Annotated in this window: 19 protein-coding genes; 7 read left to right on the top strand and 12 right to left on the bottom strand. The window is 50.6% G+C overall.

Features of this window, described 5'->3' with window-relative positions:
• Window positions 1-71: 71 nt before the first annotated feature.
• Both recG and GS501_RS10080 read left to right on the top strand, forming a co-directional pair.
• Window positions 72-2,183: an ATP-dependent DNA helicase RecG gene (gene recG / locus GS501_RS04055; RefSeq protein WP_160830548.1), complete on the top strand. Its 2,112-nt coding sequence runs from the start codon at window positions 72-74 to the stop codon at window positions 2,181-2,183.
• Window positions 2,184-2,430: 247 nt separating this feature from the next.
• Entirely contained in the window at window positions 2,431-3,147 is a 717-nt protein-coding gene (locus GS501_RS10080; RefSeq protein WP_160830547.1) for a cold-shock protein, read from the top strand.
• A 111-nt stretch (window positions 3,148-3,258) separates the two neighbouring features.
• Here GS501_RS10080 and smpB read toward each other — a convergent pair whose 3' ends face one another.
• The 4 genes from smpB to GS501_RS04030 form a co-directional block, all read right to left on the bottom strand.
• The gene (smpB, locus tag GS501_RS04045) at window positions 3,259-3,753 is read right to left on the bottom strand and encodes an SsrA-binding protein SmpB (RefSeq protein ID WP_160830546.1); all 495 of its coding nucleotides are present in this window, start codon (window positions 3,751-3,753) and stop codon (window positions 3,259-3,261) included.
• Window positions 3,754-3,763: 10 nt separating this feature from the next.
• A complete protein-coding gene (dapA, locus tag GS501_RS04040) occupies window positions 3,764-4,663 on the bottom strand; it encodes a 4-hydroxy-tetrahydrodipicolinate synthase (protein WP_160830545.1) in 900 nt (299 codons plus the stop codon).
• Between the two features lie 66 nt (window positions 4,664-4,729).
• Complete coding sequence (locus GS501_RS04035) at window positions 4,730-5,587, bottom strand: prephenate dehydratase (protein WP_160830544.1); 858 nt, start codon at window positions 5,585-5,587, stop codon at window positions 4,730-4,732.
• On the bottom strand, window positions 5,578-6,315 hold the full coding sequence (locus tag GS501_RS04030; protein WP_160830543.1) for a 3-deoxy-manno-octulosonate cytidylyltransferase: 738 nt from the start codon (window positions 6,313-6,315) through the stop codon (window positions 5,578-5,580). The genes GS501_RS04035 and GS501_RS04030 overlap by 10 nt, the downstream gene beginning before the upstream one ends.
• Window positions 6,316-6,384: 69 nt before the next feature.
• Between GS501_RS04030 and GS501_RS04025 the strand changes: the two genes are divergently transcribed.
• From GS501_RS04025 to GS501_RS04010, 4 genes are all read left to right on the top strand, one after another.
• Window positions 6,385-7,176: an inositol monophosphatase family protein gene (locus tag GS501_RS04025; RefSeq protein WP_160830542.1), complete on the top strand. Its 792-nt coding sequence runs from the start codon at window positions 6,385-6,387 to the stop codon at window positions 7,174-7,176.
• Between the two features lie 80 nt (window positions 7,177-7,256).
• Window positions 7,257-8,531: a phosphoglycerate dehydrogenase gene (serA, locus tag GS501_RS04020; protein WP_160830541.1), complete on the top strand. Its 1,275-nt coding sequence runs from the start codon at window positions 7,257-7,259 to the stop codon at window positions 8,529-8,531.
• Window positions 8,532-8,613: 82 nt separating this feature from the next.
• Window positions 8,614-10,122 carry a YifB family Mg chelatase-like AAA ATPase gene (locus GS501_RS04015; RefSeq protein ID WP_160830540.1) on the top strand — a complete coding sequence of 503 codons (1,509 nt, stop codon included), beginning with the start codon at window positions 8,614-8,616 and terminating at the stop codon, window positions 10,120-10,122.
• A 43-nt stretch (window positions 10,123-10,165) separates the two neighbouring features.
• On the top strand, window positions 10,166-10,642 hold the full coding sequence (locus GS501_RS04010) for an MgtC/SapB family protein (protein WP_160830539.1): 477 nt from the start codon (window positions 10,166-10,168) through the stop codon (window positions 10,640-10,642).
• A gap of 4 nt (window positions 10,643-10,646) precedes the next feature.
• Here GS501_RS04010 and metC read toward each other — a convergent pair whose 3' ends face one another.
• Window positions 10,647-11,885: a cystathionine beta-lyase gene (metC, locus tag GS501_RS04005; protein ID WP_160830538.1), complete on the bottom strand. Its 1,239-nt coding sequence runs from the start codon at window positions 11,883-11,885 to the stop codon at window positions 10,647-10,649.
• Between the two features lie 116 nt (window positions 11,886-12,001).
• Here metC and GS501_RS04000 point away from each other — a divergent pair, with 116 nt between their 5' ends.
• A complete protein-coding gene (locus GS501_RS04000) occupies window positions 12,002-12,664 on the top strand; it encodes an endonuclease/exonuclease/phosphatase family protein (RefSeq protein ID WP_160830537.1) in 663 nt (220 codons plus the stop codon).
• Here GS501_RS04000 and GS501_RS03995 read toward each other — a convergent pair.
• The 7 genes from GS501_RS03995 to shc all read right to left on the bottom strand — a co-directional run bounded on the left by GS501_RS03995 (window position 12,661) and on the right by shc (window position 21,746).
• A complete protein-coding gene (locus GS501_RS03995) occupies window positions 12,661-14,085 on the bottom strand; it encodes a phospholipase D-like domain-containing protein (protein ID WP_160830536.1) in 1,425 nt (474 codons plus the stop codon). The genes GS501_RS04000 and GS501_RS03995 overlap by 4 nt on opposite strands.
• A gap of 36 nt (window positions 14,086-14,121) precedes the next feature.
• Complete coding sequence (gene parC / locus GS501_RS03990; RefSeq protein ID WP_160830535.1) at window positions 14,122-16,329, bottom strand: DNA topoisomerase IV subunit A; 2,208 nt, start codon at window positions 16,327-16,329, stop codon at window positions 14,122-14,124.
• 47 nt (window positions 16,330-16,376) lie between these two features.
• The gene (gene recO / locus GS501_RS03985; protein ID WP_160830703.1) at window positions 16,377-17,135 is read right to left on the bottom strand and encodes a DNA repair protein RecO; all 759 of its coding nucleotides are present in this window, start codon (window positions 17,133-17,135) and stop codon (window positions 16,377-16,379) included.
• A gap of 72 nt (window positions 17,136-17,207) precedes the next feature.
• Entirely contained in the window at window positions 17,208-18,113 is a 906-nt protein-coding gene (gene tsf, locus GS501_RS03980; protein ID WP_160830534.1) for a translation elongation factor Ts, read from the bottom strand.
• Between the two features lie 114 nt (window positions 18,114-18,227).
• Window positions 18,228-19,028: a 30S ribosomal protein S2 gene (rpsB, locus tag GS501_RS03975; protein ID WP_160830533.1), complete on the bottom strand. Its 801-nt coding sequence runs from the start codon at window positions 19,026-19,028 to the stop codon at window positions 18,228-18,230.
• 160 nt (window positions 19,029-19,188) lie between these two features.
• A complete protein-coding gene (locus tag GS501_RS03970; RefSeq protein WP_160830532.1) occupies window positions 19,189-19,815 on the bottom strand; it encodes a hypothetical protein in 627 nt (208 codons plus the stop codon).
• On the bottom strand, window positions 19,815-21,746 hold the full coding sequence (gene shc / locus GS501_RS03965) for a squalene--hopene cyclase (RefSeq protein WP_160830702.1): 1,932 nt from the start codon (window positions 21,744-21,746) through the stop codon (window positions 19,815-19,817). Before shc ends, GS501_RS03970 begins: the two co-directional genes overlap by 1 nt.
• Between the last annotated feature and the right edge of the window lie 45 nt (window positions 21,747-21,791).

Here is a 21,791-nt window from a genome sequence, read left to right as displayed (position 1 = left end):
AGTTATAATGAAGTTACTCTATAGCCATCTCGTCTCACTCTGTCAGCCCAAAGGCCTTGGTCAGAACGTTTATGTCCATTCTTCCGCCGTCTAGCGTGCTCACCCCACTTTTAGCGCCTCTTAAAACGCTTCCAGGCGTTGGACCACGCCATGCCTCTTTGCTTGAAAAAATCAGCGAAGGCCGACGCGTTATTGACCTACTTTTTACATTACCAGAAAAACTCATTGATCGCCGACATCTCATAAGCATTGCTGAAGGACGGAACCTTGCTCACGGCGATATTCTGACATCCCGTGTTCGCGTCACCGCTATCCGACGCCCTAGCCGTCCTTCCCAACCAACGGTTCTCGTCACGGAGGATGAAACAGGCTCTCTGGATATTGCCTTTTTCCAAAAGGGGAAATTTCCGCTCCCTACTCAAGGGACCGAACTCCTTGTGTCAGGCAAAGTCACATTTTTTCAGGACCGCCTCACCCTCTCCCGCCCTGACCATCTCCACCCCTGGGGAAAACGCCAAACATTCCCATGGCTGGAACCTGTTTGGCCCCTTACGGCAGGGCTTTTCCCCTCCACGGTAAGACGCGCCATGAGCAGTGCGCTTGACGCCCTTCCTGACTTACCAGAATGGCATGATCCAGCTTTCGTCACGAAGAACACATGGCCGAGTTTTAAAGAAGCACTCACATGGATGCATCAACCCGCCTCTCTCCTTTCTGAGCTTTCGGAAGGAAAAGACCCTGCCCCCTTTTTAGAACGTGCCCGCGCGCGCCTTGCGGCGGATGAAGTGCTCGCTGACCAACTGTGTCTCGGTCTCGCCCGCAATCAAGCCCAACAACGCCCGGGCCGGTCGCTTCGCGGGGATGGAACCCTTCAAATACAAGCACGAGAACGCTTCGGCTTCCCACCGACGCAAGCGCAAGAGCGCGCCATTGCTGAAATTTCCGCGGACATGGAAAAACCATCGCCTATGGTTCGTTTATTGCAAGGCGATGTCGGATCAGGAAAAACCTTTGTTGCGCTGATGGCAATGCTACAAGCGGTCGAAGCGGGTGCCCAAGCCGCTCTGATGGCGCCAACAGAAATTCTTGCCCAACAACATGCCGAAACATTTGCACGCTTGGCCCCTGTCTCCAGTGTGTTTCTGAGTGGAAGCATCAAAGGCAAAGCCCGACAATATGCCCTCATGCGCATTGCAGAAGGATCCGCCAAAATCATCATCGGCACGCACGCTCTTTTTCAAGAAGGCGTTACCTTTGCCAATCTCGGACTAGCCGTCATTGATGAACAACATCGTTTCGGTGTCGAACAACGGATGAAACTCAGTAATAAAGGAGCAGCAACCGACCTGTTAATTATGACCGCAACCCCCATCCCCCGAACCCTTCAACTGATGGAATGGGGAGAAATGGGCGTTAGCCGGCTCGATAGCAAACCCAAGGGACGGCAACCAATCCACACCACTGTCCATGACATGGCTATGTTCGAGGATATTCTCGCAGGGATTGAACGCGCCTTAAAAAATGGGAAGCAAATTTTCTGGGTTTGCCCTCTTATCGAAAATAGCGAGACACAAAGTGCAGCGGCAGCAGAAGAACGCTGGGCAACTCTCACAAAACGCTTCGGCCCTATTATCGGACTCGCCCATGGAAAGCAGGATATAACAACGCGTCAAAAGGCGTTAGATGATTTTCGTGACGGGAAAACACGCCTCCTTGTTGCGACAACCGTCATTGAAGTTGGAGTCGATATTCCTAACGCGACGATTATGCTCATCGAGCAAGCAGAACGTTTTGGGCTCGCACAACTCCATCAGCTCCGTGGACGTGTTGGCCGCGGCAGTGAGCGTTCCTACTGCTTACTGCTCCATAGCGAAGAAACCACTCTAACAGGGAAGCGACGCCTCAGCCTTCTCCGCGAAACGGAAGATGGCTTTCTCATCGCAGATGAGGATTTTCGTATTCGTGGCGGTGGCGACTTGGCTGGCAATCGCCAATCGGGCCTGCCTGGTTTCCGCCTTACGGGAGAAACACGTCTTGCCCTCCTCGCACATACAATGTCCCATGACACGCAACGTGAGCTCATACAAAACCCACAACTCACCGGGCCAAGAGGGGCTGCATTACAAGCGCTTTTGTACCTCTTTGATCGTGCAAGCCCTGAGCGGCTCCTCATATCCGGTTAAAGAAATATGAACAAATAATGACATTTCCTGTTTATTTCACCATAGATAATGTCTATAGGGTTTCGACAATAAAAATAATCACTTTGAGAATATATCACTTTCGTTATTTTTCTTCTGGCTATTTTAAAAGAATCCGTGTTACGGTCCTTATAGGCGGTTGCCTTGCATCCCGCCTAGTGATGACCCGGAGGCCGTGGACTATGTGCCGCGCCCTTCTATTTGACCCAGTTTTCCGGGACCTAGACCGTTGAGAAATAACAGAACCGACCGCAGCTCCTTCTCTTCACGCCGCGGCGGAGGCGGATTTGACCGCGACTTTATGAGCCAGCCCTCTTATTATGACGACCGTAACAGTGGTGGCTATAACGCGCCACGCAGTAGCGGTGGTGGTGGATTTGGTGGCGGTGCGCCACGTCGCTCAAGTGGCGGACGTGGTGGCCCACAAGTTACCCCAACCGGACCCGAAGTTGGTGCCACAGTTAAGTGGTTCAACACGGAACGTGGTTTCGGCTTTGTCGGTTTGAGTGATGGCAGTGGTGATATCTTCCTCCATGCCAACACGCTGAATGACGCTGGTTACGCTGACCCCGCTCCTGGCACGACCTTGGTTGTCCGCATTGGTCAGGGCCCTAAAGGCCGCCAAGTAGCTGAAATCGTTTCGCTTGATGCCAGCACAGCCGAGACAATGCCTGCGCCACGTGCTCCGCGCCCAGCGCAGCAGCCACGCTTTTCAGCAGCGCCTGATATGTCTTCCGCTGAGGACGTTCGTGGTATCGTAAAATGGTACAACGGCACCAAAGGGTTTGGCTTCATTACGCCTGACGATGGCGGGAAGGATATCTTTGTTCATGCTTCCGCTCTGGGGCGCTCTGGTATTGAGACCCTTGCTGATGGGCAAGCTATTGGCATGAAGGTTATTCAGGGACGCAAAGGTCCTGAAGCCGTAGAAGTTACAACAGATTAATTTCAGTTGGTAACACGAAAAGCCCCGCAGAAATCTGCGGGGCTTTTTTGTTGATGGGGCCTTCCCCTTAAGAACGTTATCTCTCCAGAAAGACGCTCCCTTTCCTAACAATCAGTAATCAGCGCCTTTATTGCGTATCAAACGTGCCTTATCTCGCTGCCAATCCCGGTCAGCAATGGCATGACGCTTGTCCACCTTCTTACGGCCCTGCCCCAAACCAAGCGTAACTTTCGCGACACCGCGGGCATTAAAATGGATGTCTAACGGGACCAAAGTCGCACCAGAACGTGTAATCGCCCCGATAAAATGACGAATTTGCTTGCGATGCAGAAGAAGTTTACGCGGCGCACGTGTATCAAACCGCGACAGAACACCGCCCTGATATTCCGGAATATAGGAATTAAGAAGCCACAACTCACCATCGCGCTCAATCGCATAGGCCTCTGTCAAAGCAGCCCGTCCCAAGCGCAGACTTTTTACCTCTGCGCCCTTCAGAACGATCCCAGCCTCAACAGTTTCCTTAATGGTGTAGTCAAAGCGCCCCTTACGGTTTTGAGCGGCGATCCCATGCGAGATCATACCGGTTTTTGCTTTTTTAGCTGCCATAATGCGTTATTTAGCCCAAAAGCCCTACGGACCGAAGCGCAGCATCGACCTTTTTCTTTGTTTCCTCACGCGGCTCTACAAGCGGCAAGCGCAATGTCGACGTGCACAGCCCCAAACGGGAAAGCGCGTATTTTACAGGACCAGGGCTCGTCTCCGAGAACAAAGCATCATGCAAAGGCATGAGACGGTCCTGCAAAGCTATAGCCTCAGCTACTTTTCCCTCCTGCCAAAGACGATGCATCTTAGCGCAGAGCTCAGGAGCAACGTTAGACGTCACACTGATGCAACCATGCCCACCGGCTGCGAGGAAAGGAAGAACCGTACCATCTTCACCAGAAAGCTGATTAAACTCCGCCCCAGCAACACGCCGCACCTCAATCGGACGGCTCAAATTAGCTGTTGCATCCTTCGTTCCGACAATATTGGGATGCTTCGCAAGTTTTCCCAATGTCTCGGGCGTTAAATCCACAACAGAACGACCTGGAATACAATAAAGCCAAACCGGCAAAGGCGTCGCATCTGCAACACTCATAAAGTGGCGGTATAACCCTTCTTGGGTTGGTTTGTTATAGTAAGGCACAACAACGAGAACAGAATCCGCACCAACATCATGAGCATGACGCGCCATTTCGACAGCTTCACGCGTGCTGTTGGAACCAGCCCCCGCCATGACCTTCACCCGACCATTGGCAGCCTTCACGCAATGTTCAACAACCTGACCATGTTCATGATGGGTCAATGTTGGACTTTCACCCGTCGTCCCAGAAGGAATAAGACCTGTTGTCCCACCCTGAATCTGCCGTTCAATCAAATCTGTGGCAGCACGCTCATCAACACTACCATCCCTATTCATAGGCGTTACCAGGGCAGTTAGTGAGCCGCGATAAACATTATTAATTGTGTGCGCCATTCGTCATCCTCGCCCTATCTCTCTTCGCTCTAGCCTGTACCATATCAACCTCATCACCTCCTTTAATTATGGGAGATGATCTTTCGATAAAGCCTCACGAAATTCACTACGTTGGTAAACACCTAGAATGCGATAATTATGTTTCTCTTGAGCTAATGCCTCAAGAGCTTTTCGCAACCTTTCTTCTTCAGGATGTCCTTCAACATCCACCAAAAACTGCGTTGCTGCAAAAGAGCCCCCAAGCATATAGCTCTCAATACGCGTCATGTTGACCCCATAACGGGAAAAACACCCCAAGACTTCGTAAAGAGATCCAGGGATATTCTGAACATGCACCAACATGGTCGTCATCGTTGGGACGGCCCTGAGATTTTCCTCTGGCTTTTCCTGCCGTGTCACACGATAAAAACGGGTCGTGTTATGAGTGGCATCTTCTACATTAGATTTAAGAACCTCAAGACCATTGAGCTCCCCTGCTAAAGACGACGCAACCGCAGCGTCCTCAGGATTTCCCCATCGTGCAACCATTTCAGCCGCACCGGCCGTATCAAACTCCGTAATTCCCTCAAATCCATACTCCCGAAGAAGATTCCTTACCTGTGCCATTGCAACAGGATGCGTATGAACCCGTCGAATATCGCCTATGGTCGCCCCCTTCACGCCCAACAAGCAATGTTCAACACGCTGGAAATGTTCCCCTACGATTTTAAGTCCGGCATGCGGTAAAAGCGCATGAATCTCGGCGACACGTCCGGCAAGAGAATTCTCACAAGGCAAGAGCCCCTCATCCGCCTGACCATCGCGAACAGCATCAATTGTCTCTGCAAAAGAACGACATGGCAGCGTCTCCCACCCTGGTCGGACCGCCCGACAAGCAAGGTCTGAATAAGCGCCTGGACGTCCCTGAAAGGCAATCACCGGCATAGCATTCTCCTCACCTCTTCTAGATCTGCCGGCGTATCAACGCCAAGAGGTGCTTTATCGATTCGACTACATCCAATGCTCATACCGGCTTCCAAAGCCCTCAATTGTTCCAATTTCTCACGCTGCTCTAACAATGACGGCGGTAAAGAGACAAAATGCTGCAAGGCTTCACGGCGCCAAGCATAAAGCCCCACATGATGCCACAAAGGCCCCTCTCCCCAAGGAACGGCTTGACGCGAAAAATACAAAGCACGCGTGACAGAACGCCCATCCCCAAAGGCACATACAGCCTTTACGACCGATTCCGCTGCTCTTTCCTCATCACTTTGAATTTGCGTCACCAACGTACCAATATCCCATTGATGTTCATGCAATGGCTGTAGAACTGCTCTTATCTGCTGCGGCTCTATAAGAGGCAAATCCCCCTGAACATTAATGACACAATCATACACACCTTGCGGGTCAATAACCCCTAACGCGGCATTGACACGATCAGACCCACTGGGAAGAGTCGGGTCCGTTAACACAGTCTTCACGCCAGAAACATCTGACACACAATCATAAATTTCTTGATCACCCGCAGCAACGTAGACAGGCCCGATATCAGCCTTTAACGCTTGTTGGGCCACGCGTACAATCATTGGCACACCACCAATATCAGCTAAGGCCTTGCGTGGTAAGCGCGTGGAGGCAAGTCTAGCAGGAATGACAATAACAGGATGCATCATCCCCCCTTGATGCCGCTCCTCCTTCTAAGCGTCAATCAGAAGCCTTACAAAAGGATCGAAATACTCTCCATGACTGAAGCCTCTTTTGATCACTTCCTTACCGTTGCCCATCAATGTGCAGACGCGGCTCGTCAGGCTGTCCTTCCCCATTTCCGTATGGGGCTAGAAACACTTTCGAAAAGCGATGATAGTCCTGTAACCCTGGCTGATCGTCAGGCTGAAGACGTTATGCGCACCCTCATTAAAAAACATTATCCCCATCACAGCATGTGGGGCGAGGAAGGTGGCCAAGAAGGCACAATGGATGCTGAGTGGTTATGGGTCATTGATCCTATTGATGGGACCCGCTCTTTCGTCACAGGTCGCCCAAGTTTTTGCACCTTAATTTCTTTGTTCCATTACGGGCGCCCGGTGCTTGGCCTTATTGATCAACCTGTCACAGAAGAACGCTGGACAGGCATAAAAGGGCAACCAAGCCGCTATCATTCACCACGTCTTGCAGGGAAAATCGGAACACGAAAACATACCGCTCTACGTGACGCAGAGCTTTCCTGTACCTCTCCCGATATCCTTCGCCCAGAAAAAAAAGCGGGCTTTCATGCTCTGCAGAAAGCAACACGGCGCACCTCTTGGGGAGGAGACGCTTATGCTTTTGGTCTTCTCTCATTAGGACAGATCGATATCATCGCCGAAGATACGATGAAGCCATGGGATTGGGCGGCTCTCGTTCCCGTCATTGAAGGGGCTGGTGGCACCATTACCGATTGGAAAGGTCAGCCCTTACACTTAGAAAGTGACGGAACTGTACTCGCTTGCGGAAACCCTACCCTCTTACCTCATATCATCGAGACCCTTTCCTGATCCCGCTGCATTCGTTACAGATCGATGAAACCTCCACGAGACCAGATGGGCTACCCGGGCCCTGACGAGGATATTGTAGTATGAGCTCTTCCCAACGGCTTTCTCTTCCCAAACACAAAATTCGTATTCTGCTCTTAGAAGGCATCCATGATAGCGCTGTAAATTACCTCAAGAATCAAGGCTATCTTGAAGTAAAACGCCTGAAAGGCGCTCTGGAAGGCGATGCCCTCAAAGAGGCGCTACAGGGTGTGCATATCGTCGGAATTCGTAGCCGAACCCAACTTACTGCCGATATTATTCAGTCCGCTAATCGCCTTATGGCTATTGGCTGTTTCTGCATTGGCACAAACCAAGTGGATCTCCCAGCCGCTCGGATGGCAGGTATCCCTGTTTTTAATGCTCCCTTTAGCAATACACGTTCCGTAGCCGAATTGGTTATGGGTGAGATTGTGATGCTGCTTCGCCGCATTCCTTCCCGCTCGGAAGCCTGCCATCGTGGTGACTGGGAGAAATCAGCCTCCAACGCCTGGGAAGTACGTGGTAAAACGATCGGTATCGTCGGATATGGATCAATTGGTTCTCAGCTCTCTGTTCTGGCAGAAAGCTTCGGACTGCGTGTCCTCTATTATGATATAGCCCCTCGCCTTCCACACGGGAACGCGATTGCAACAGAGACGCTCAACGACCTTCTCTCTCAATCTGACATTGTGACACTGCACGTTCCTGAAACACCCGACACCCGTAATTTGATTGGGGAAGCAGAAATTCGTGCCATGAAGCCGAATTCCATTCTCCTCAATAACGCACGCGGAACAGTGGTGGATCTTGAAGCTCTTGCACGTGCCCTTCGGGACGGTCACCTTATGGGAGCCGCGATTGACGTCTTCCCCGTAGAGCCCAAAAGTGCACAAGAACGTTTCGTTTCGCCTCTTCAAGGGATCGAAAATGTTCTCCTCACCCCTCATATCGGAGGGTCGACCATGGAGGCGCAAGAGCGTATCGGTGTCGAAGTAGCTAGCAAGCTCGTCGAATATTCTGACGTGGGCTCGACCATCGGTGCTGTTAACTTCCCACAAGTTCAGCTCTCTGAAGGCCCTCGTGGCATGCGGTTTATGCATGTTCACTCCAATCAGCCCGGCATTATCAAACAAATTAACGATATCTTTGCCGCTGCTGAGTGTAACCTCACCTCTCAGTTTTTACAGACAGATGGTGAACTTGGTTACGTCGTCGTCGAAGCCACCCCGAATCAGGGAAGCAATGCGACTGAGCTTGAGCAAGACCTTTTAAGGAAGCTTCGTGCTCTTGATGGCACACTGCGTGCCCGTCTGATACACCCTGTTTCACAGGGTTAAGAGCAGCTCATCATCCGACGAGAAAATTGTTATCGTCGGATGATGCTTCTCTTCGTCCGCCTCAAAAGGATGTTACAGAAGAATGTCTGCCTCTCCTGCACCCACCGTCTATGCACCGAGCCTTGCCCGTATTCAAAGCTTCGCTTTTTCGGGCATTGAGGCCATCCCCGTCATGGTGGAAGTGCAGCTCTCGAGTGGCCTTCCTTCTTTTCTTATTGTCGGCATGGCTGATAAAGCGGTCGGAGAAGCCCGTGAACGCGTGAGAGCCGCACTGGCTGCCATGGGACTGTCTCTTCCACCCAAACGCATTCTTATCAATTTAACACCCGCTGACTTACCCAAAGAAGGCGCACATTTTGATCTCCCCATTGCCATAGGTCTTCTTGTTGCTATGGGAATCATTCCCTCCGATAGCATTCTTTCTTATGCCGCTTTGGGTGAAATCTCACTGGATGGGAATATCAATCCTGTGAGTGGCGTTCTATGTGCGGCCATCGGAGCGGCTTCTTTGGAGCTCGGTCTTATCTGCCCCCTGTCACAAGGGGCGGAAGCCCGATGGGGCCACCCTGACCTTAATATCCTCGCACCACCCTCTCTTAACGCCCTTATTGCCCATTTCCGTGGTGATCAGGTTCTTCCTTCCGTACCCGAACCGACAGTCCAATCCCCTGACTACGGGCCTGACCTCGCCGATGTTAAAGGCATGGTCATAGGACGACGCGTGCTCGAAATTATCGCAGCTGGAGGGCACTCCCTCCTCATGAGCGGCCCTCCTGGCTCTGGTAAATCCATGTTAGCCAGCCGTCTCCCAAGTATTCTTCCTAACCTCACACGCGAAGAAATACTTGAGGCGAGTCAAATCCACAGCATCAGTGGCCTTCTCACATCAGGACGTCTTATCTCACGCCCTCCCTATCGTGCCCCTCATCACAGCGCGAGCCTTCCCGCCATGGTTGGAGGCGGCAGTAAAGCGAAGCCCGGCGAAGTGAGTCTCGCTCATCATGGTGTGTTGTTTCTTGATGAACTTCCTGAATTTTCACGTTCGTGTCTTGAAGCCTTACGCCAGCCACTTGAAACCGGAACCATCACAATCTCTCGCGCTGCACGTCACACGCAATATCCTGCACGCTTCCAATTCATTGCGGCAATGAATCCTTGCCGCTGCGGCTATCTGGGCGATAGTGAACGAAGCTGCCGTAAAGCTCCTCGCTGCGCAGAAGATTATACATCGCGTATTTCAGGCCCGATGCTCGATCGTATTGACCTAAAAGTCGAGATCACCCCACTCTCTCCCATTGAATTAAGCCGCGCTCCACGGGGAGAAAACAGCGAGAATGTTCGAACGCGTGTCGAAACGGCACGGCAACGCCAGCTTATGCGTCAAGAGTGTTGCAATGCGCAGGCCTCTCCAGAACATTTTAATATTGAGGAAGCTGCGCTTTCTTTTGCGGAACAAGCGGCGACACGCCTGAGACTATCCAACCGGGGGATGACACGCCTGCTTCGTGTGTCCCGCACCATTGCTGATCTTGCTGAAAGCAACACCGTCCAACGCCATCACATAGCCGAGGCACTGAGTTATCGCGTATAAAACCCACGCTAAATACTGAGACCTTTGCACGAGGAATCTCCCTATGCATTTCCTGCATACATTCGACTTCCAATCCTTTTTAGATACCTTTGGAAGCTATCTCTCGGCGTTTATTTTCGGGGCCCTTATCGGAGCTGAACGCCAATTCAGACAACGCACCGCAGGGCTACGCACCAACGCGCTCGTCGCTTTGGGTGCCTCCGCTTTTGTTGATCTCGCCCAACGTATTGATGGCAGCGCTTCATCGGTTAGAGTCATCGCTTATGTTGTGTCTGGCGTCGGCTTCCTTGGTGCAGGCGTTATCATGAAGGATGGCCCTAACGTACGCGGCCTTAACACAGCCGCGACATTATGGTGTTCCGCCGCCATCGGGGCTTGTGCTGGGTCTGACATGATTGCCGAGGCCGGTCTGCTCACTTTCTTTATTCTAACCGCCAATACGGTTTTACGGCTGGCTGTCAAGTGGATCAATAATCACCTTCCCCCAGCACCATCAGCACATAATGAACAAGATGAGTAGCGCGTTACTCCATAAGTTTTCGAAAAGCGTGCACAAAATCTTCCTTCAGATCCTGCACATCCTCCAACCCAACGCTGACTCGAAAGGCTGGGCCTTCAAAACCGTCTGGATGTGTCCGCGTCACACCGCCTGTTGTTGGGAGCACCAAACTTTCAAAACTCCCCCAGCTGGCACCAATGCCGAATAAATGAAAACTATCCAACATACGTTCCATCATAGAAGCAGAGAATTCTGGCTTCAGCTCAACACCGAATAACCCGCTTGCTCCAATAAAATCACGTTTCCAAAAATGATGACCTGGGCAATCTGGGAGAGCTGGATGACGCACACGCGCTACTTCAGGACGCTCTTTCAACCATCGTGCTAAAGATAATGCCGAACGTGACTGCTGCTCCAAACGTACGGCCATAGTCCGCAACCCGCGTAACGTCAGCCAACAATCATCTGCCCCCGCACATTCTCCCATTTCAATCGCCGCACTGCGCAGACGTTTCCAATCATCTTCACGTGAAACGATAATCGCCCCAATAACAACGTCTGCATGACCAGAGGGATATTTCGTCAATGCTTGGATAGACACATCAACACCATGATCAAAAGGCTTAAAGGCGCCAATCCCCCATGTGTTATCCAACAAAAGTCGTGCACCATGAGTCTGCGCCACACGCGCAAGCATAGGAATATCCTGCACCTCAAATGTATGGCTTCCTGGGCTTTCAGCAAAAATGACGCGTGTATTAGGCTGGATCAACGCGCGGATCTGATCCTCCTCTGCCATAGGAGGATAGAAACTGGTTTCCACGCCAAACCGCGTTAGAAACCGCATCGCAAAACGTCGTGTTGGGCCGTAGACTGAGTCTGGCAATAGGAGATGATCCCCACTCCCCAGAAAAGCAAGCAACGCCACTGTACAGGCCGCTAAGCCCGAGCTGACAACCTGTGTATGCAAACCTTCTTCTAGAGCCGTGAGTACCTTTTCAAGTTCATGCTGCACTGGGTTACCCATCGCACCATAAACTAATTGATGCTGATAGGCTTTTTCTCCATCGGCATTCATCTCAGAAATGCTCGGGAACAGTACCGTCGATCCACGCGCAACAGAGTGATTAACAAACACACCGTCAGAATGAGGCGTAGGACGCCCTACATGCGTTAGAAACGTCGATAAGCGATGCCATCCACGCCCCACATCTTGAAGGACATCCTTTTGCTTTGCGTCCCAAGGACTATGCTCTTTTGCCATTGACACGGGCCTCTCATGTGGTGATTTATCTATCCGATAATTTTATCTTGCGAAGAAACACTATATGTTTCGATAACGTGCCGTTTTTACTCTCGCAACAGGCCAACTCACTTCCTATGCAGCAGCTTTTACCTAGTATCGCCCCTACCCCGGCATCGGCACTGCGTATCGTCAGTTGGAACCTCTTTCACGAAGATGGAGCCACGTTAGAGGATATCCGTCTTCTCATGCAAATGACACGACCGGATATTCTGCTCATGCAGGAAGCGCGTACTATGATTAATCGCCTTCCTGACCTTATTGGAGGATATTATAATCGCGTCACGCTTCCCGGCCGGGTCCATGGGACAGCGTGCTGGAGTCGTCTCCCCTTTGCCGCTGAACCTCAACTTTATCCCTTACCTCCAGGTCTTATTGTCCGCCGCTTCGCACAACTCTTGAAGTTTGAAATAGAAAGTGGACCATTCTCTGTTGCGAATGTTCATCTTTCTCACGGGCAGGTCCTCAACCGCCGCCAACTTCGCCTTATTCGTAATTCACTTGATAAACGTGCCATCATTATGGGAGATTTTAACATCGTCGGCCCCGCCCTCTTGCCTAATTTTCACGATGTCGGACCACGAGAGACAACACATCGCATGTTAAACCACGTCCCTTTCCGTCTTGACCGGTGCCTCGTCCATGGCTTTTCTTCGCTCGGCGCACGCGTCTACCCACGCTTCGGATCGGATCATTACCCCATCGCTGTCACACTTATTCCGAGCGCCTTAGACTATTAGAGATACGGTAAGAACAAACGAAGGGCTGCGTTTCGTAGCTTCTTCCATAAAGGTAACGACACTAACTCCACCAACGTCACCTCATGGTGCCAGTGCTGTTTCATAAATTCTTCTAAGTGCGTCGCTGTTTCCTTATCATGCAGCTCAACGTTAACCTCAAAATTAAGACGTAAAGACCGCCGATCAAGATTAGCACTGCCAACGAAACTCCATTCTCCATCAACCGTCATAAGTTTCGAGTGATTAAAAGGTGGATTCCCCATCCATACATGACATCCAACTTCAACAAGACGGTAAAGCCCAGCATCTCGTGCATGATCAATAGGCGCATGATTACTCCGGCGCGGCACGACGACATCGATGCGTATCCCCCGCAATGCCGCCAAGCCTAGTTCTGTCGCCAAACGATTATCGGGTAAAAAATACGGCGTCATGAAGCAGACATGACGCCGCGCTAAAATAATTGCCTGTAGAATGGTATATTCAATTTTTTCTACATCTGCATCTGGTCCAGAGGTTACGACACGTGCGGGAACATTCCCACATAATTTTGGAACAGGAAAGTAACGTTCTCCTTCCAAACTCTCATCCGTCGTGAAAAACCAGTCATGCACGAATGTTTCTGCTAACTGCCGAACAATAGGCCCTTTTAAACAAAAATGGGTATCTGAAACGGGCATTCTCCGCGCGTCATCATGCTGCGCTAGAATATTTTCCGCCCCGATATTGAGCCCTCCCATAAACCCAATGAGCCCATCAACAACCAAAATTTTTCGGTGATTGCGTAAATTTACAAAAGGCATTCGCCACGGCAAAAATGAGTGCATAAAACGTGCACACATAATTCCTTCTCTTCGAAGGCGGCTTTGAATCCCACTATAGAAATAACCATTGCCAACACCATCAACGAGAACACGTATTTCTACGCCGCGCTGTTGTGCCGCAACAAGCGCCTGAACAAATTTTTCACCAACCGTATCATTTCGGAAAATATATGAACATAAAAGGATAGAACGCTGCGCCTGAGCAATAGCCTCTAACATAAGTGGATAAACATTATCTCCATCATGTAAGCAGGTAACACTATTCCCCCCCAAAAGGGGCTGCTCAGACAATTGGTCCAACATCAACCCGAGAGGTCGAAGATTTTCTAATCCCTTGCTTTCCAAATTAATCAGATGATGATTAGAAAATTCTGGCGGCTCATCATCCATTAATTTTTGAGCACGCCGTCTGACCCGATTAATCCCAAAAAAAAGATAAAGCAGAGAACCTACATAAGGCATAAACCAGCAAATGCCGATCCATCCCGTCGCAGCCGTTGTTTCACGTTTAGTTAAAAGAACATGAACCGTTACCGTAATGGAGAGGAGAATATGTAAAGCGGCAAATAAAAATGCGATGGAAGATAAATGCTGCATATCCCCCCTTCCACTCAATTCTTGAATGATCAAAAACTACTTCCGCAACATCCATTGCGGTGCAGCACGTCCCACAGCACCACGCCGAGCCATAAAGACCTCCAGATCACTCTTCGGTCTGATACGTTGCCCATCACGCCACATAAGCCCCGCTTCCAAATTGAACAGACGTATGTCACGCAACGCACTATTATTCAGTCTTTGCAAAGCAACGCCACCGCCACGACTCATCTCTGGAATTTCTTCTAAAGGGAAAATAAGAGCGCGTTTCTGCTCACTGAGACACAAGACATGCGTCCCCTCTACGGGAAGACAAAATTGAATCTGCGCCCCCGCTTTAAGGTTAAACACCTGCCGCCCTGTCCGACGCTCCGCCATAAGGCTTTTCATGACCATTTGCATGCCACGCCCATCAGAACTGACAATCAAACGTCTTTCTTGCTCATCACCAACCACGAATAATGCAATTGGTTGATCCTCTTGCGGAACATCAGCCATTGTCCGCACAGGCTGTCCCAAACCACGCCCTCGTGGCAGATCAGAGACCTTCAATGTGAAAGCACGGCCACCACTGGCCATGAGGCAAAGGCGATCTGTGCTTTGACATTCAACCGTTAACCCTGCTCCATCACCTTCCTTAAAACGATGTGCTTCTGGGTCTAAACCATGTCCTTTGACGGCGCGGATCCATCCCTCTTGTGACAATAAAACGGTCAGTGGCTCGCGTTCTACTTCCAAAGCCTCTGATGTATCAATCTCCGCAGGCGCTTCTGCAATCAGCGTTCGCCGTGCGCCTAGCGTTCCTTTGGCAAAAAGGGTTTCCATTTTTTGCAGGTCGTCACTGATCCGCGTCCAACGACGCTTTTCTGATCCAAGTAAACGCTCCAAAGAAGCCTGCTCTTTCCCTAAAGTATCGTGCTCTCGACGCAGTTCCATTTCCTCTAAGCGACGCAAAGACCGCAACCGCATATTCAATACATATTCAGCCTGAAGATCGCTGAGTTCAAAAGCTTTCATCAGCGCTGCCTTGGCCTCATCTTCTTCACGAATGATCCGTATGACTTCATCAAGATTGAGATAAACCTTCAGAAAGCCATCTAAAATTTCCAAACGCCGTTGAACAGCCTCAAGTCGATGTTGCGTTCGTCTAACAAGAACATCATGAATATGATTGAGCCATGCCTGGATCACCCTTTTGAGCGACATGACACCTGGAACACGCCCCTGATCCAGAACATTCATATTAAGGCTGAAACGATTTTCTAGCAGTGTGTTCCGAAACAGTGTCTCCATCAACACTTCTGGATCTGTCGTCTTACTTCTTGGTTCTAAAATAAGACGGATATCGGTCGTACTTTCATCACGTACATCCGCAAGCAACGGTAGCTTGCGCTGCTCCATCGCATTGGCAATCTGCTCAATCAATTTACCTTTTTGAACTTGATAAGGGATTTCATGCACGACAATAGCCCACGTGCCTGCACGACCTTTCTCAACCGTCCACCGCGCACGAACCCTAAAAGAACCACGTCCTGTCTCATAAGCATTGAGAACTGCCTGACGATCCTCAACCAAAATCCCTCCCGTAGGAAAATCAGGACCTGGCATGAGCGCAACAAGCGCTTTTGTATCACTCTCTGGCTTCTCAATCAGCAATCGTGCCGCACGATAAATTTCTGAAGCATTATGAGGAGGGATATTTGTGGCCATCCCTACCGCAATACCAGCCGCACCATTTGCCAAAAGATTAGGGAACAACCCCGGAAGAACAACGGGTTCATGATCTTCATTATCGTAGGTTGCACGGAAATCAACGGCATTATCGTTGATCCCTTCCAACATAATTTTAGCTGTTTCTGTTAAACGGCTTTCCGTATACCGCATCGCCGCGGCACCATCACCATCGACGGAACCAAAATTACCTTGCCCTTCAACGAGGGGATAACGCACGGCAAAATCTTGGGCGAGGCGCACAAGCGCATCATAAACAGAGGCATCACCATGAGGATGGAATTTACCAATCACATCACCAACAACACGTGCGCATTTTTTAAATCCTGATGTTGGATCCAACCGCAACTGCTGCATGGCATAGAGTAAACGACGATGAACGGGTTTCAGGCCATCACGCACATCTGGCAAAGAACGCGATGTAATCGTTGACATAGCATAGGCAACATACCGTTCACTCAATGCCTCTACTAAACGTGTATCTTCAATATGCCCAGCCTGATCACCCGCCATAGCCTCTCCTATTCCCCTCTTATAACGTACTGCAATTTATCCATGCCCTAGAAAGAACTGTCCAGCTTTTCTATCGCCCCACTATAATCCCGTACCATATCCGCTAAACGCTGACGCGCTGCAGGAAGAGGCCGATGATGCGCAGCAAAAACAGCCCGACGTAAAAAATACCCTGTTAACGTTAAGGCATCCTGCCACCCTGATGGTGTGCCATCCGTTTCATCGAACAGAAATGAAGGTAAGGGTAAAAGACGATCTCGCCACTCCCCTGCTCCTTCATCACTGACGGCCCGTCCTGTACGCGGTGAGACGTAGCATAAACCATTTTCATGTCCTGTTACAGCACAACGGCTCAAATCCAGTCCGTAACCAAGCTCTTTTAAAAGAAAGCACTCCCATCGTGCATAATCTGCAATAGGTGGGTTCTCTGGTGAAACACTGAGCACGCTTAAAAAGCGAACCATCTCCGTAAAAAGAGCAGGATAGGCTTCCTTCTCGGGAAGAGCTTCGGCACAAAGGGTGCACGCACTGCTGAGCAGCCCCAAGCCTAATGCTGAATACAATAAGGGTGCGGCACAATGCCGTACAACTTCACCACTTAAAGCACCAAGCTGCTCAGGAAGACGCGCCCGCCATCGTGCGACAATAAGGGTTCCAACCTGCCACGTTGCCCTCTGCCGACGTGACATTCCCCCTTTCACCAAACCTCGACACACTCCTTGTTCTTGTGTCAGCAGATAGACCAACAATCCGGTTTCTCCATACATTGTTGTACGAAGGACAATTGCTGGTTCTTCCCACTCCACCATACTATGACTCCAACGAAAAAAGCCCCCGTCACAACGAGGGCTTTTCACTCAACTCAAAGGCTAAAGGTCTTACTTACCTGCAACCTTCGCAACTTCAGCAGCAAAATCGTTCTCTTCCTTCTCGATACCTTCCCCAAGTTGGAAGCGCTCGAATGCCACGAGCTTACCGCCCTCTTTTTCGAGAACTTTCTTCACGCGGCTTTCACCGTCATGAACCCAAACCTGCTCCAAAAGAACCACTTCTTCGTAGAACTTACGGATACGGCCATCGACCATCTTCTCGATAATCGCCTCAGGCTTACCGGAAGCACGTGCTTGCTCGACCAATACGGAACGCTCACGCTCTAACGCGCTTGCATCCACATCATCTACAGTAAGAGCTGCAGGACGCGTTGCCGCAACATGCATACCTACCTGGCGACCCAGAGCTAGCAATGCTTCATTCTCTGAAGGAGCTTCAATGGCAGCCAGCACACCAATACGACCAACGCCTGGACGCAACGCACCATGCACATAGCTTGCAACAACACCAGATGAAACGCTCAGTACACGTGCACGACGCAGTGACATGTTCTCACCGATTGTTGCCACTAAATGGGTCAACTCATCAGCAACTGTGCGGCCTGAAGGAAGCTTAGCAGCCTTTAAGGTCTCCAGGTCATCCCCTACCTTCAAAGCAGCTTGAGCGATCTGCTCGACGGCAGTTTGGAACGCCTCATTACGTGCAACAAAGTCCGTCTCTGCATTGACTTCAACAACGGCTGCCTTGTTCTTCTCAGAAGCCACAGCAACGAGACCTTCAGCAGCAACACGGCCAGATTTTTTCGCTGCCTGAGAAAGACCTTTCTTACGCAACCAATCAACCGCAGCTTCTTTATCGCCGTTTGCTTCTGTCAGTGCCTTTTTGCAGTCCATCATTCCCGCGCCCGTTGCTTCACGCAATTCGCGCACAAGTGCTGCTGTGATCTCTGCCATTTTCGTAACCCTCTAAAAATCCATGCGGCCAGGCACTACCCCTGACCGCATGCGTATTTTACTATATAGCCACGCTCTCAATCTTGTCAGACAAAGAGCTCAGAAGGCGATATGTTAGCCCGCTGCAGGGGCAGCTTCTGCTTGAGCTTTCTCAGCTTCACCTTCTGCAGGGATGCCCTCCGCAGGAATCTCTTCAGAAGCACCGATATCTTGGCCAGATGCTGCCAATTCTGCTGAAATACCATCCAGAACAGCTGCAGAAACAAGATCACAATAGGTCGTAATAGCGCGAATAGCGTCATCATTCCCTGGGATTGGGAACGTCACACCCTTTGGATCAGAGTTGCTATCCAGAACAGCAATGACTGGAATGCCAAGCTTGTTTGCTTCTTCAACGGCCAACTTCTCTTTGTTTGTATCAATGACAAACAGAAGATCTGGCAAGCCACCCATGTCTTTGATTCCGCCCAGGGAACGCTCAAGCTTTTCACGATCTCTCGTGATATCAAGAATCTCTTTCTTGGTCAGACCCGCCGTATCACCAGCCAGCATCTCATCAATGCCACGCAGACGCTTGATGGACCCCGTAATGGTCTTCCAGTTGGTGAGCATACCACCGAGCCAACGGTGATTCACATAGTACTGACCACAACGCTGAGCAGCCTCAGCCACATGTTCAGCAGCAGCGCGCTTAGTCCCGACGAAAAGAACACGCCCGCCAGCAGCAACCGTGTTACGAACCTGGTTCAGAGCGCGATCCAACAAAGGAACGGTCTGCTGAAGATCGATAATGTGAACCTGGTTACGGACACCAAAAAGGTAAGGCGCCATCGCTGGATTCCAACGACGTGTATGGTGACCGAAATGTACCCCAGCTTCGAGCAGCTGACGCATTGTAAATTGAGGCATTGCCATAATAAAGCAACCTTTTTTCTCTGGTTCTATCCTCCGCACGGTAACGCCCTTCTGCAAGCAGACGAGGACACCAGGATAGCCGGACCGTGCGTGCGAAATACCCTCTATTCAGAGAGGACCTGCTCTATCTAAGAAAGAGGGAGCAAAAAAACAAGCCCTCTTACATCAAGGTATCATCTAGAAATGTCTCCATCGCCTGGCGTGCCAGGGCGGAATCACGCCCCATGCCGACAAGAGAAGAAATTTGTCCTGGATGTTTCAAAAGCGACCGTAATAAAGCACCAGCTTGCACACGCCCATCTTTTAAACATTCCGAAGCAGCAGGAGGTAAATCACGCCCAGCGTCGTCACACACCACACGGAGCACGGCGAAAGGCAGCCCTGACTGTGCCACGACACCACTCTCCATATCTACCGCGATACATCCGGTTTCCTGATAGAGATGTCGCTTTTCCCACGCCTTTCCTACGATAGAGGGACTATGCAGAATGTCCCCCCTTATCGCCCCCAAAGCTCCAAATTTTTTACTTAAAGCCTCATCGGTTGGGAAAAAATGCCCATCTTGGCATACACGGTTCGCGACGATCACCATCCCCGGATGTAGCGACGGCGCTAGCCCTCCAGCATAGCCAAAAGACAGGAGCTCCGTAACACCTTCTTCACGCAAACGCTGTACACCGGCATAGGCCCGTTCCTCATCTGCATGACTCAGCACAAGAGGCACACCTGGCATCACGCGCGTAATCAAACGTGCTTCTTGCTGCAAACCTGTAACAACACCCAACATCAGAACCCGTATTCCACGCGTCCAGAGTTACTTGCCCCCAGGTTACGGTAGCGTGACAAAGCCGTTAGCGGGAAGAACTGCCTATAGCCATGATAATGCAGGTAAAATACTTTCGGGAAACCAACAGCATTAAAAGGCTCCTCATGCCACTCGCCATTTTCATCCTGCGTTTTAACGAGATACTCTATCCCCTTCTTCACCGCCTCACTATCGCGCCGTCCCACGGCCATTAGCCCCAGAACTGCCCAAGCAGCTTGTGTCGGTAGACTCTCTTTATACCGTCCAGGTGTTGCCCCCTCGTAGCTGGCACAATCCTCACCCCAGCCGCCATCCGCATTCTGCACACTCTCCAACCAGTCAGCGGCACGCTTAATCATAGGGTCATTATGCGGCACGCCTGCAATATTAAGCGCGCAAAGAACAGACCATGTCCCGTAGATATAATTTGTTCCCCACCGGCCAAACCAGCTTCCATCGGCTTCCTGCTCAGACCGCAAATAAGCCAGTCCTCGCTCAATGACAGGGCGATCTTCAGGATGACCTAACTGTGCAAGGAACGAAATACACCGTGCGGACACATCTGCCGTTGGCGGATCTAACAAGGCCCCATGGTCTGCAAAAGGGATATGATTCAAGGCTTCAAGATCATTATCAATGTCAAAAGCTCCCCAACCACCGTTGGAGCTTTGCATCCCAATAATCCATTCCCGCGCCCGCTCAATCGCTTTGTGGTTTTCTACGGGATCAATGCGGTGAAGCAACATCCCAACGACTGCGGTATCATCAACATCTGGATAGTAATCATTCTCATATTGGAATGCCCAACCACCAGGTCTTAGGTTTGGAGCGTTAACTGCCCAATCGCCCTTAACATCAAGAATTTGATGGTCCCGTAGCCAAGACGCCGTTTTCTTCAGCGCCGCCATCGTCTCTTCTCGTTTCGTAGCCTGTGGCCCAGAAGCCGCCTCTATCATCGCAAGACCAGCCAACCCTGTATCCCACACGGGGGAAACACATGGTTGGCAATACATCTCATCACCCTTCTCAACGATAAGATCCTGAAGAGCTTGCCACGCTTCTTTTACTTTAGGGTTATCATCCGACACACCGAGCGTACGATACATCATCATAACACCCGCCATCGCCGGGAAAATGGCCCCTAGTCCCCCTGCACTCAAACGCTCTTCTGTGAATGATACAGCCTGACGAATGGCCTTTTCATGTAACGTCTTCGGAAAATGAGGGACAATAGGCCGCAAGAAACTATCGAGATATTTAAACAAACATCCCCAAACGGAACGATATGGCCCCCGGATCCAATCTTTAATCTTCGCAGGAGGCGTTACAAAAAGCTCTTGAACATGAATCTTTTTAGGGTTTTTCGCCAGTGCTTTGCGCGCGCCTAGCACGAGCAATGGCGTAACAACGGTACGGGACCAGTAGGACATGTTCCAAATGGAGAAAAGCGCCTTACGTGGAAGCAAAACAAGCTCCACCGGCATAACAGGGACAGCTTTCCAAGGAACTTCACCAAAGGTTGCAAGTGTAATACGTGTAAACACGTTGCTACGCTCGGCCCCACCATGCTGCAAAACAGCAGCCCGCGCCCGGCGCATGTGAGGTTCCTCTGGATCATCCCCCACTGCTTTGAGAGCAAAATATGCCTTAACGGTTGCAGACATATCAAAGCCACCATCATGGTAGAGCGGCCACCCACCATGATCCCCTTGGATACGTCTTAGATATACCGCCATTTTCTGCTGGACGGTTGGGTTAATCCGGTCAAGGAAATGTTCGAGGATAATATATTCTGCCGGGATGGTTGCATCAGCTTCTAATTCGAAAACCCAATGCCCATCGTCCTTTTGTAACTTGTCAAGTGCAGCGTGAGCCCCTGTGATCGCCTGCTCGACAACGGCAGCCCCCATCATCTTTCTTTGATGAAACGTTGTCTCACTCACTAGACTCTCCTTTTC

It is taken from the genome of Saccharibacter sp. 17.LH.SD (assembly GCF_009834805.1).
GTDB lineage: Bacteria > Pseudomonadota > Alphaproteobacteria > Acetobacterales > Acetobacteraceae > Saccharibacter.
This window is presented reverse-complemented; position numbering and strand designations above follow the sequence as displayed.

What these genes read in the sequence shown, in the direction of transcription:
- recG (WP_160830548.1), top strand. Translation starts at nt 72, where the DNA reads ATGTCCATTCTTCCGCCGTCTAGCGTGCTCACCCCACTTTTAGCGCCT.
- smpB (WP_160830546.1), bottom strand. Translation starts at nt 3,753, where the DNA reads ATGGCAGCTAAAAAAGCAAAAACCGGTATGATCTCGCATGGGATCGCC.
- dapA (WP_160830545.1), bottom strand. Translation starts at nt 4,663, where the DNA reads ATGGCGCACACAATTAATAATGTTTATCGCGGCTCACTAACTGCCCTG.
- GS501_RS04035 (WP_160830544.1), bottom strand. Translation starts at nt 5,587, where the DNA reads ATGCCGGTGATTGCCTTTCAGGGACGTCCAGGCGCTTATTCAGACCTT.
- GS501_RS04030 (WP_160830543.1), bottom strand. Translation starts at nt 6,315, where the DNA reads ATGATGCATCCTGTTATTGTCATTCCTGCTAGACTTGCCTCCACGCGC.
- GS501_RS04025 (WP_160830542.1), top strand. Translation starts at nt 6,385, where the DNA reads ATGACTGAAGCCTCTTTTGATCACTTCCTTACCGTTGCCCATCAATGT.
- serA (WP_160830541.1), top strand. Translation starts at nt 7,257, where the DNA reads ATGAGCTCTTCCCAACGGCTTTCTCTTCCCAAACACAAAATTCGTATT.
- GS501_RS04015 (WP_160830540.1), top strand. Translation starts at nt 8,614, where the DNA reads ATGTCTGCCTCTCCTGCACCCACCGTCTATGCACCGAGCCTTGCCCGT.
- GS501_RS04010 (WP_160830539.1), top strand. Translation starts at nt 10,166, where the DNA reads ATGCATTTCCTGCATACATTCGACTTCCAATCCTTTTTAGATACCTTT.
- metC (WP_160830538.1), bottom strand. Translation starts at nt 11,885, where the DNA reads ATGGCAAAAGAGCATAGTCCTTGGGACGCAAAGCAAAAGGATGTCCTT.
- GS501_RS04000 (WP_160830537.1), top strand. Translation starts at nt 12,002, where the DNA reads ATGCAGCAGCTTTTACCTAGTATCGCCCCTACCCCGGCATCGGCACTG.
- GS501_RS03995 (WP_160830536.1), bottom strand. Translation starts at nt 14,085, where the DNA reads ATGCAGCATTTATCTTCCATCGCATTTTTATTTGCCGCTTTACATATT.
- parC (WP_160830535.1), bottom strand. Translation starts at nt 16,329, where the DNA reads ATGGCGGGTGATCAGGCTGGGCATATTGAAGATACACGTTTAGTAGAG.
- tsf (WP_160830534.1), bottom strand. Translation starts at nt 18,113, where the DNA reads ATGGCAGAGATCACAGCAGCACTTGTGCGCGAATTGCGTGAAGCAACG.
- rpsB (WP_160830533.1), bottom strand. Translation starts at nt 19,028, where the DNA reads ATGGCAATGCCTCAATTTACAATGCGTCAGCTGCTCGAAGCTGGGGTA.
- GS501_RS03970 (WP_160830532.1), bottom strand. Translation starts at nt 19,815, where the DNA reads ATGTTGGGTGTTGTTACAGGTTTGCAGCAAGAAGCACGTTTGATTACG.
- shc (WP_160830702.1), bottom strand. Translation starts at nt 21,746, where the DNA reads ATGATGGGGGCTGCCGTTGTCGAGCAGGCGATCACAGGGGCTCACGCT.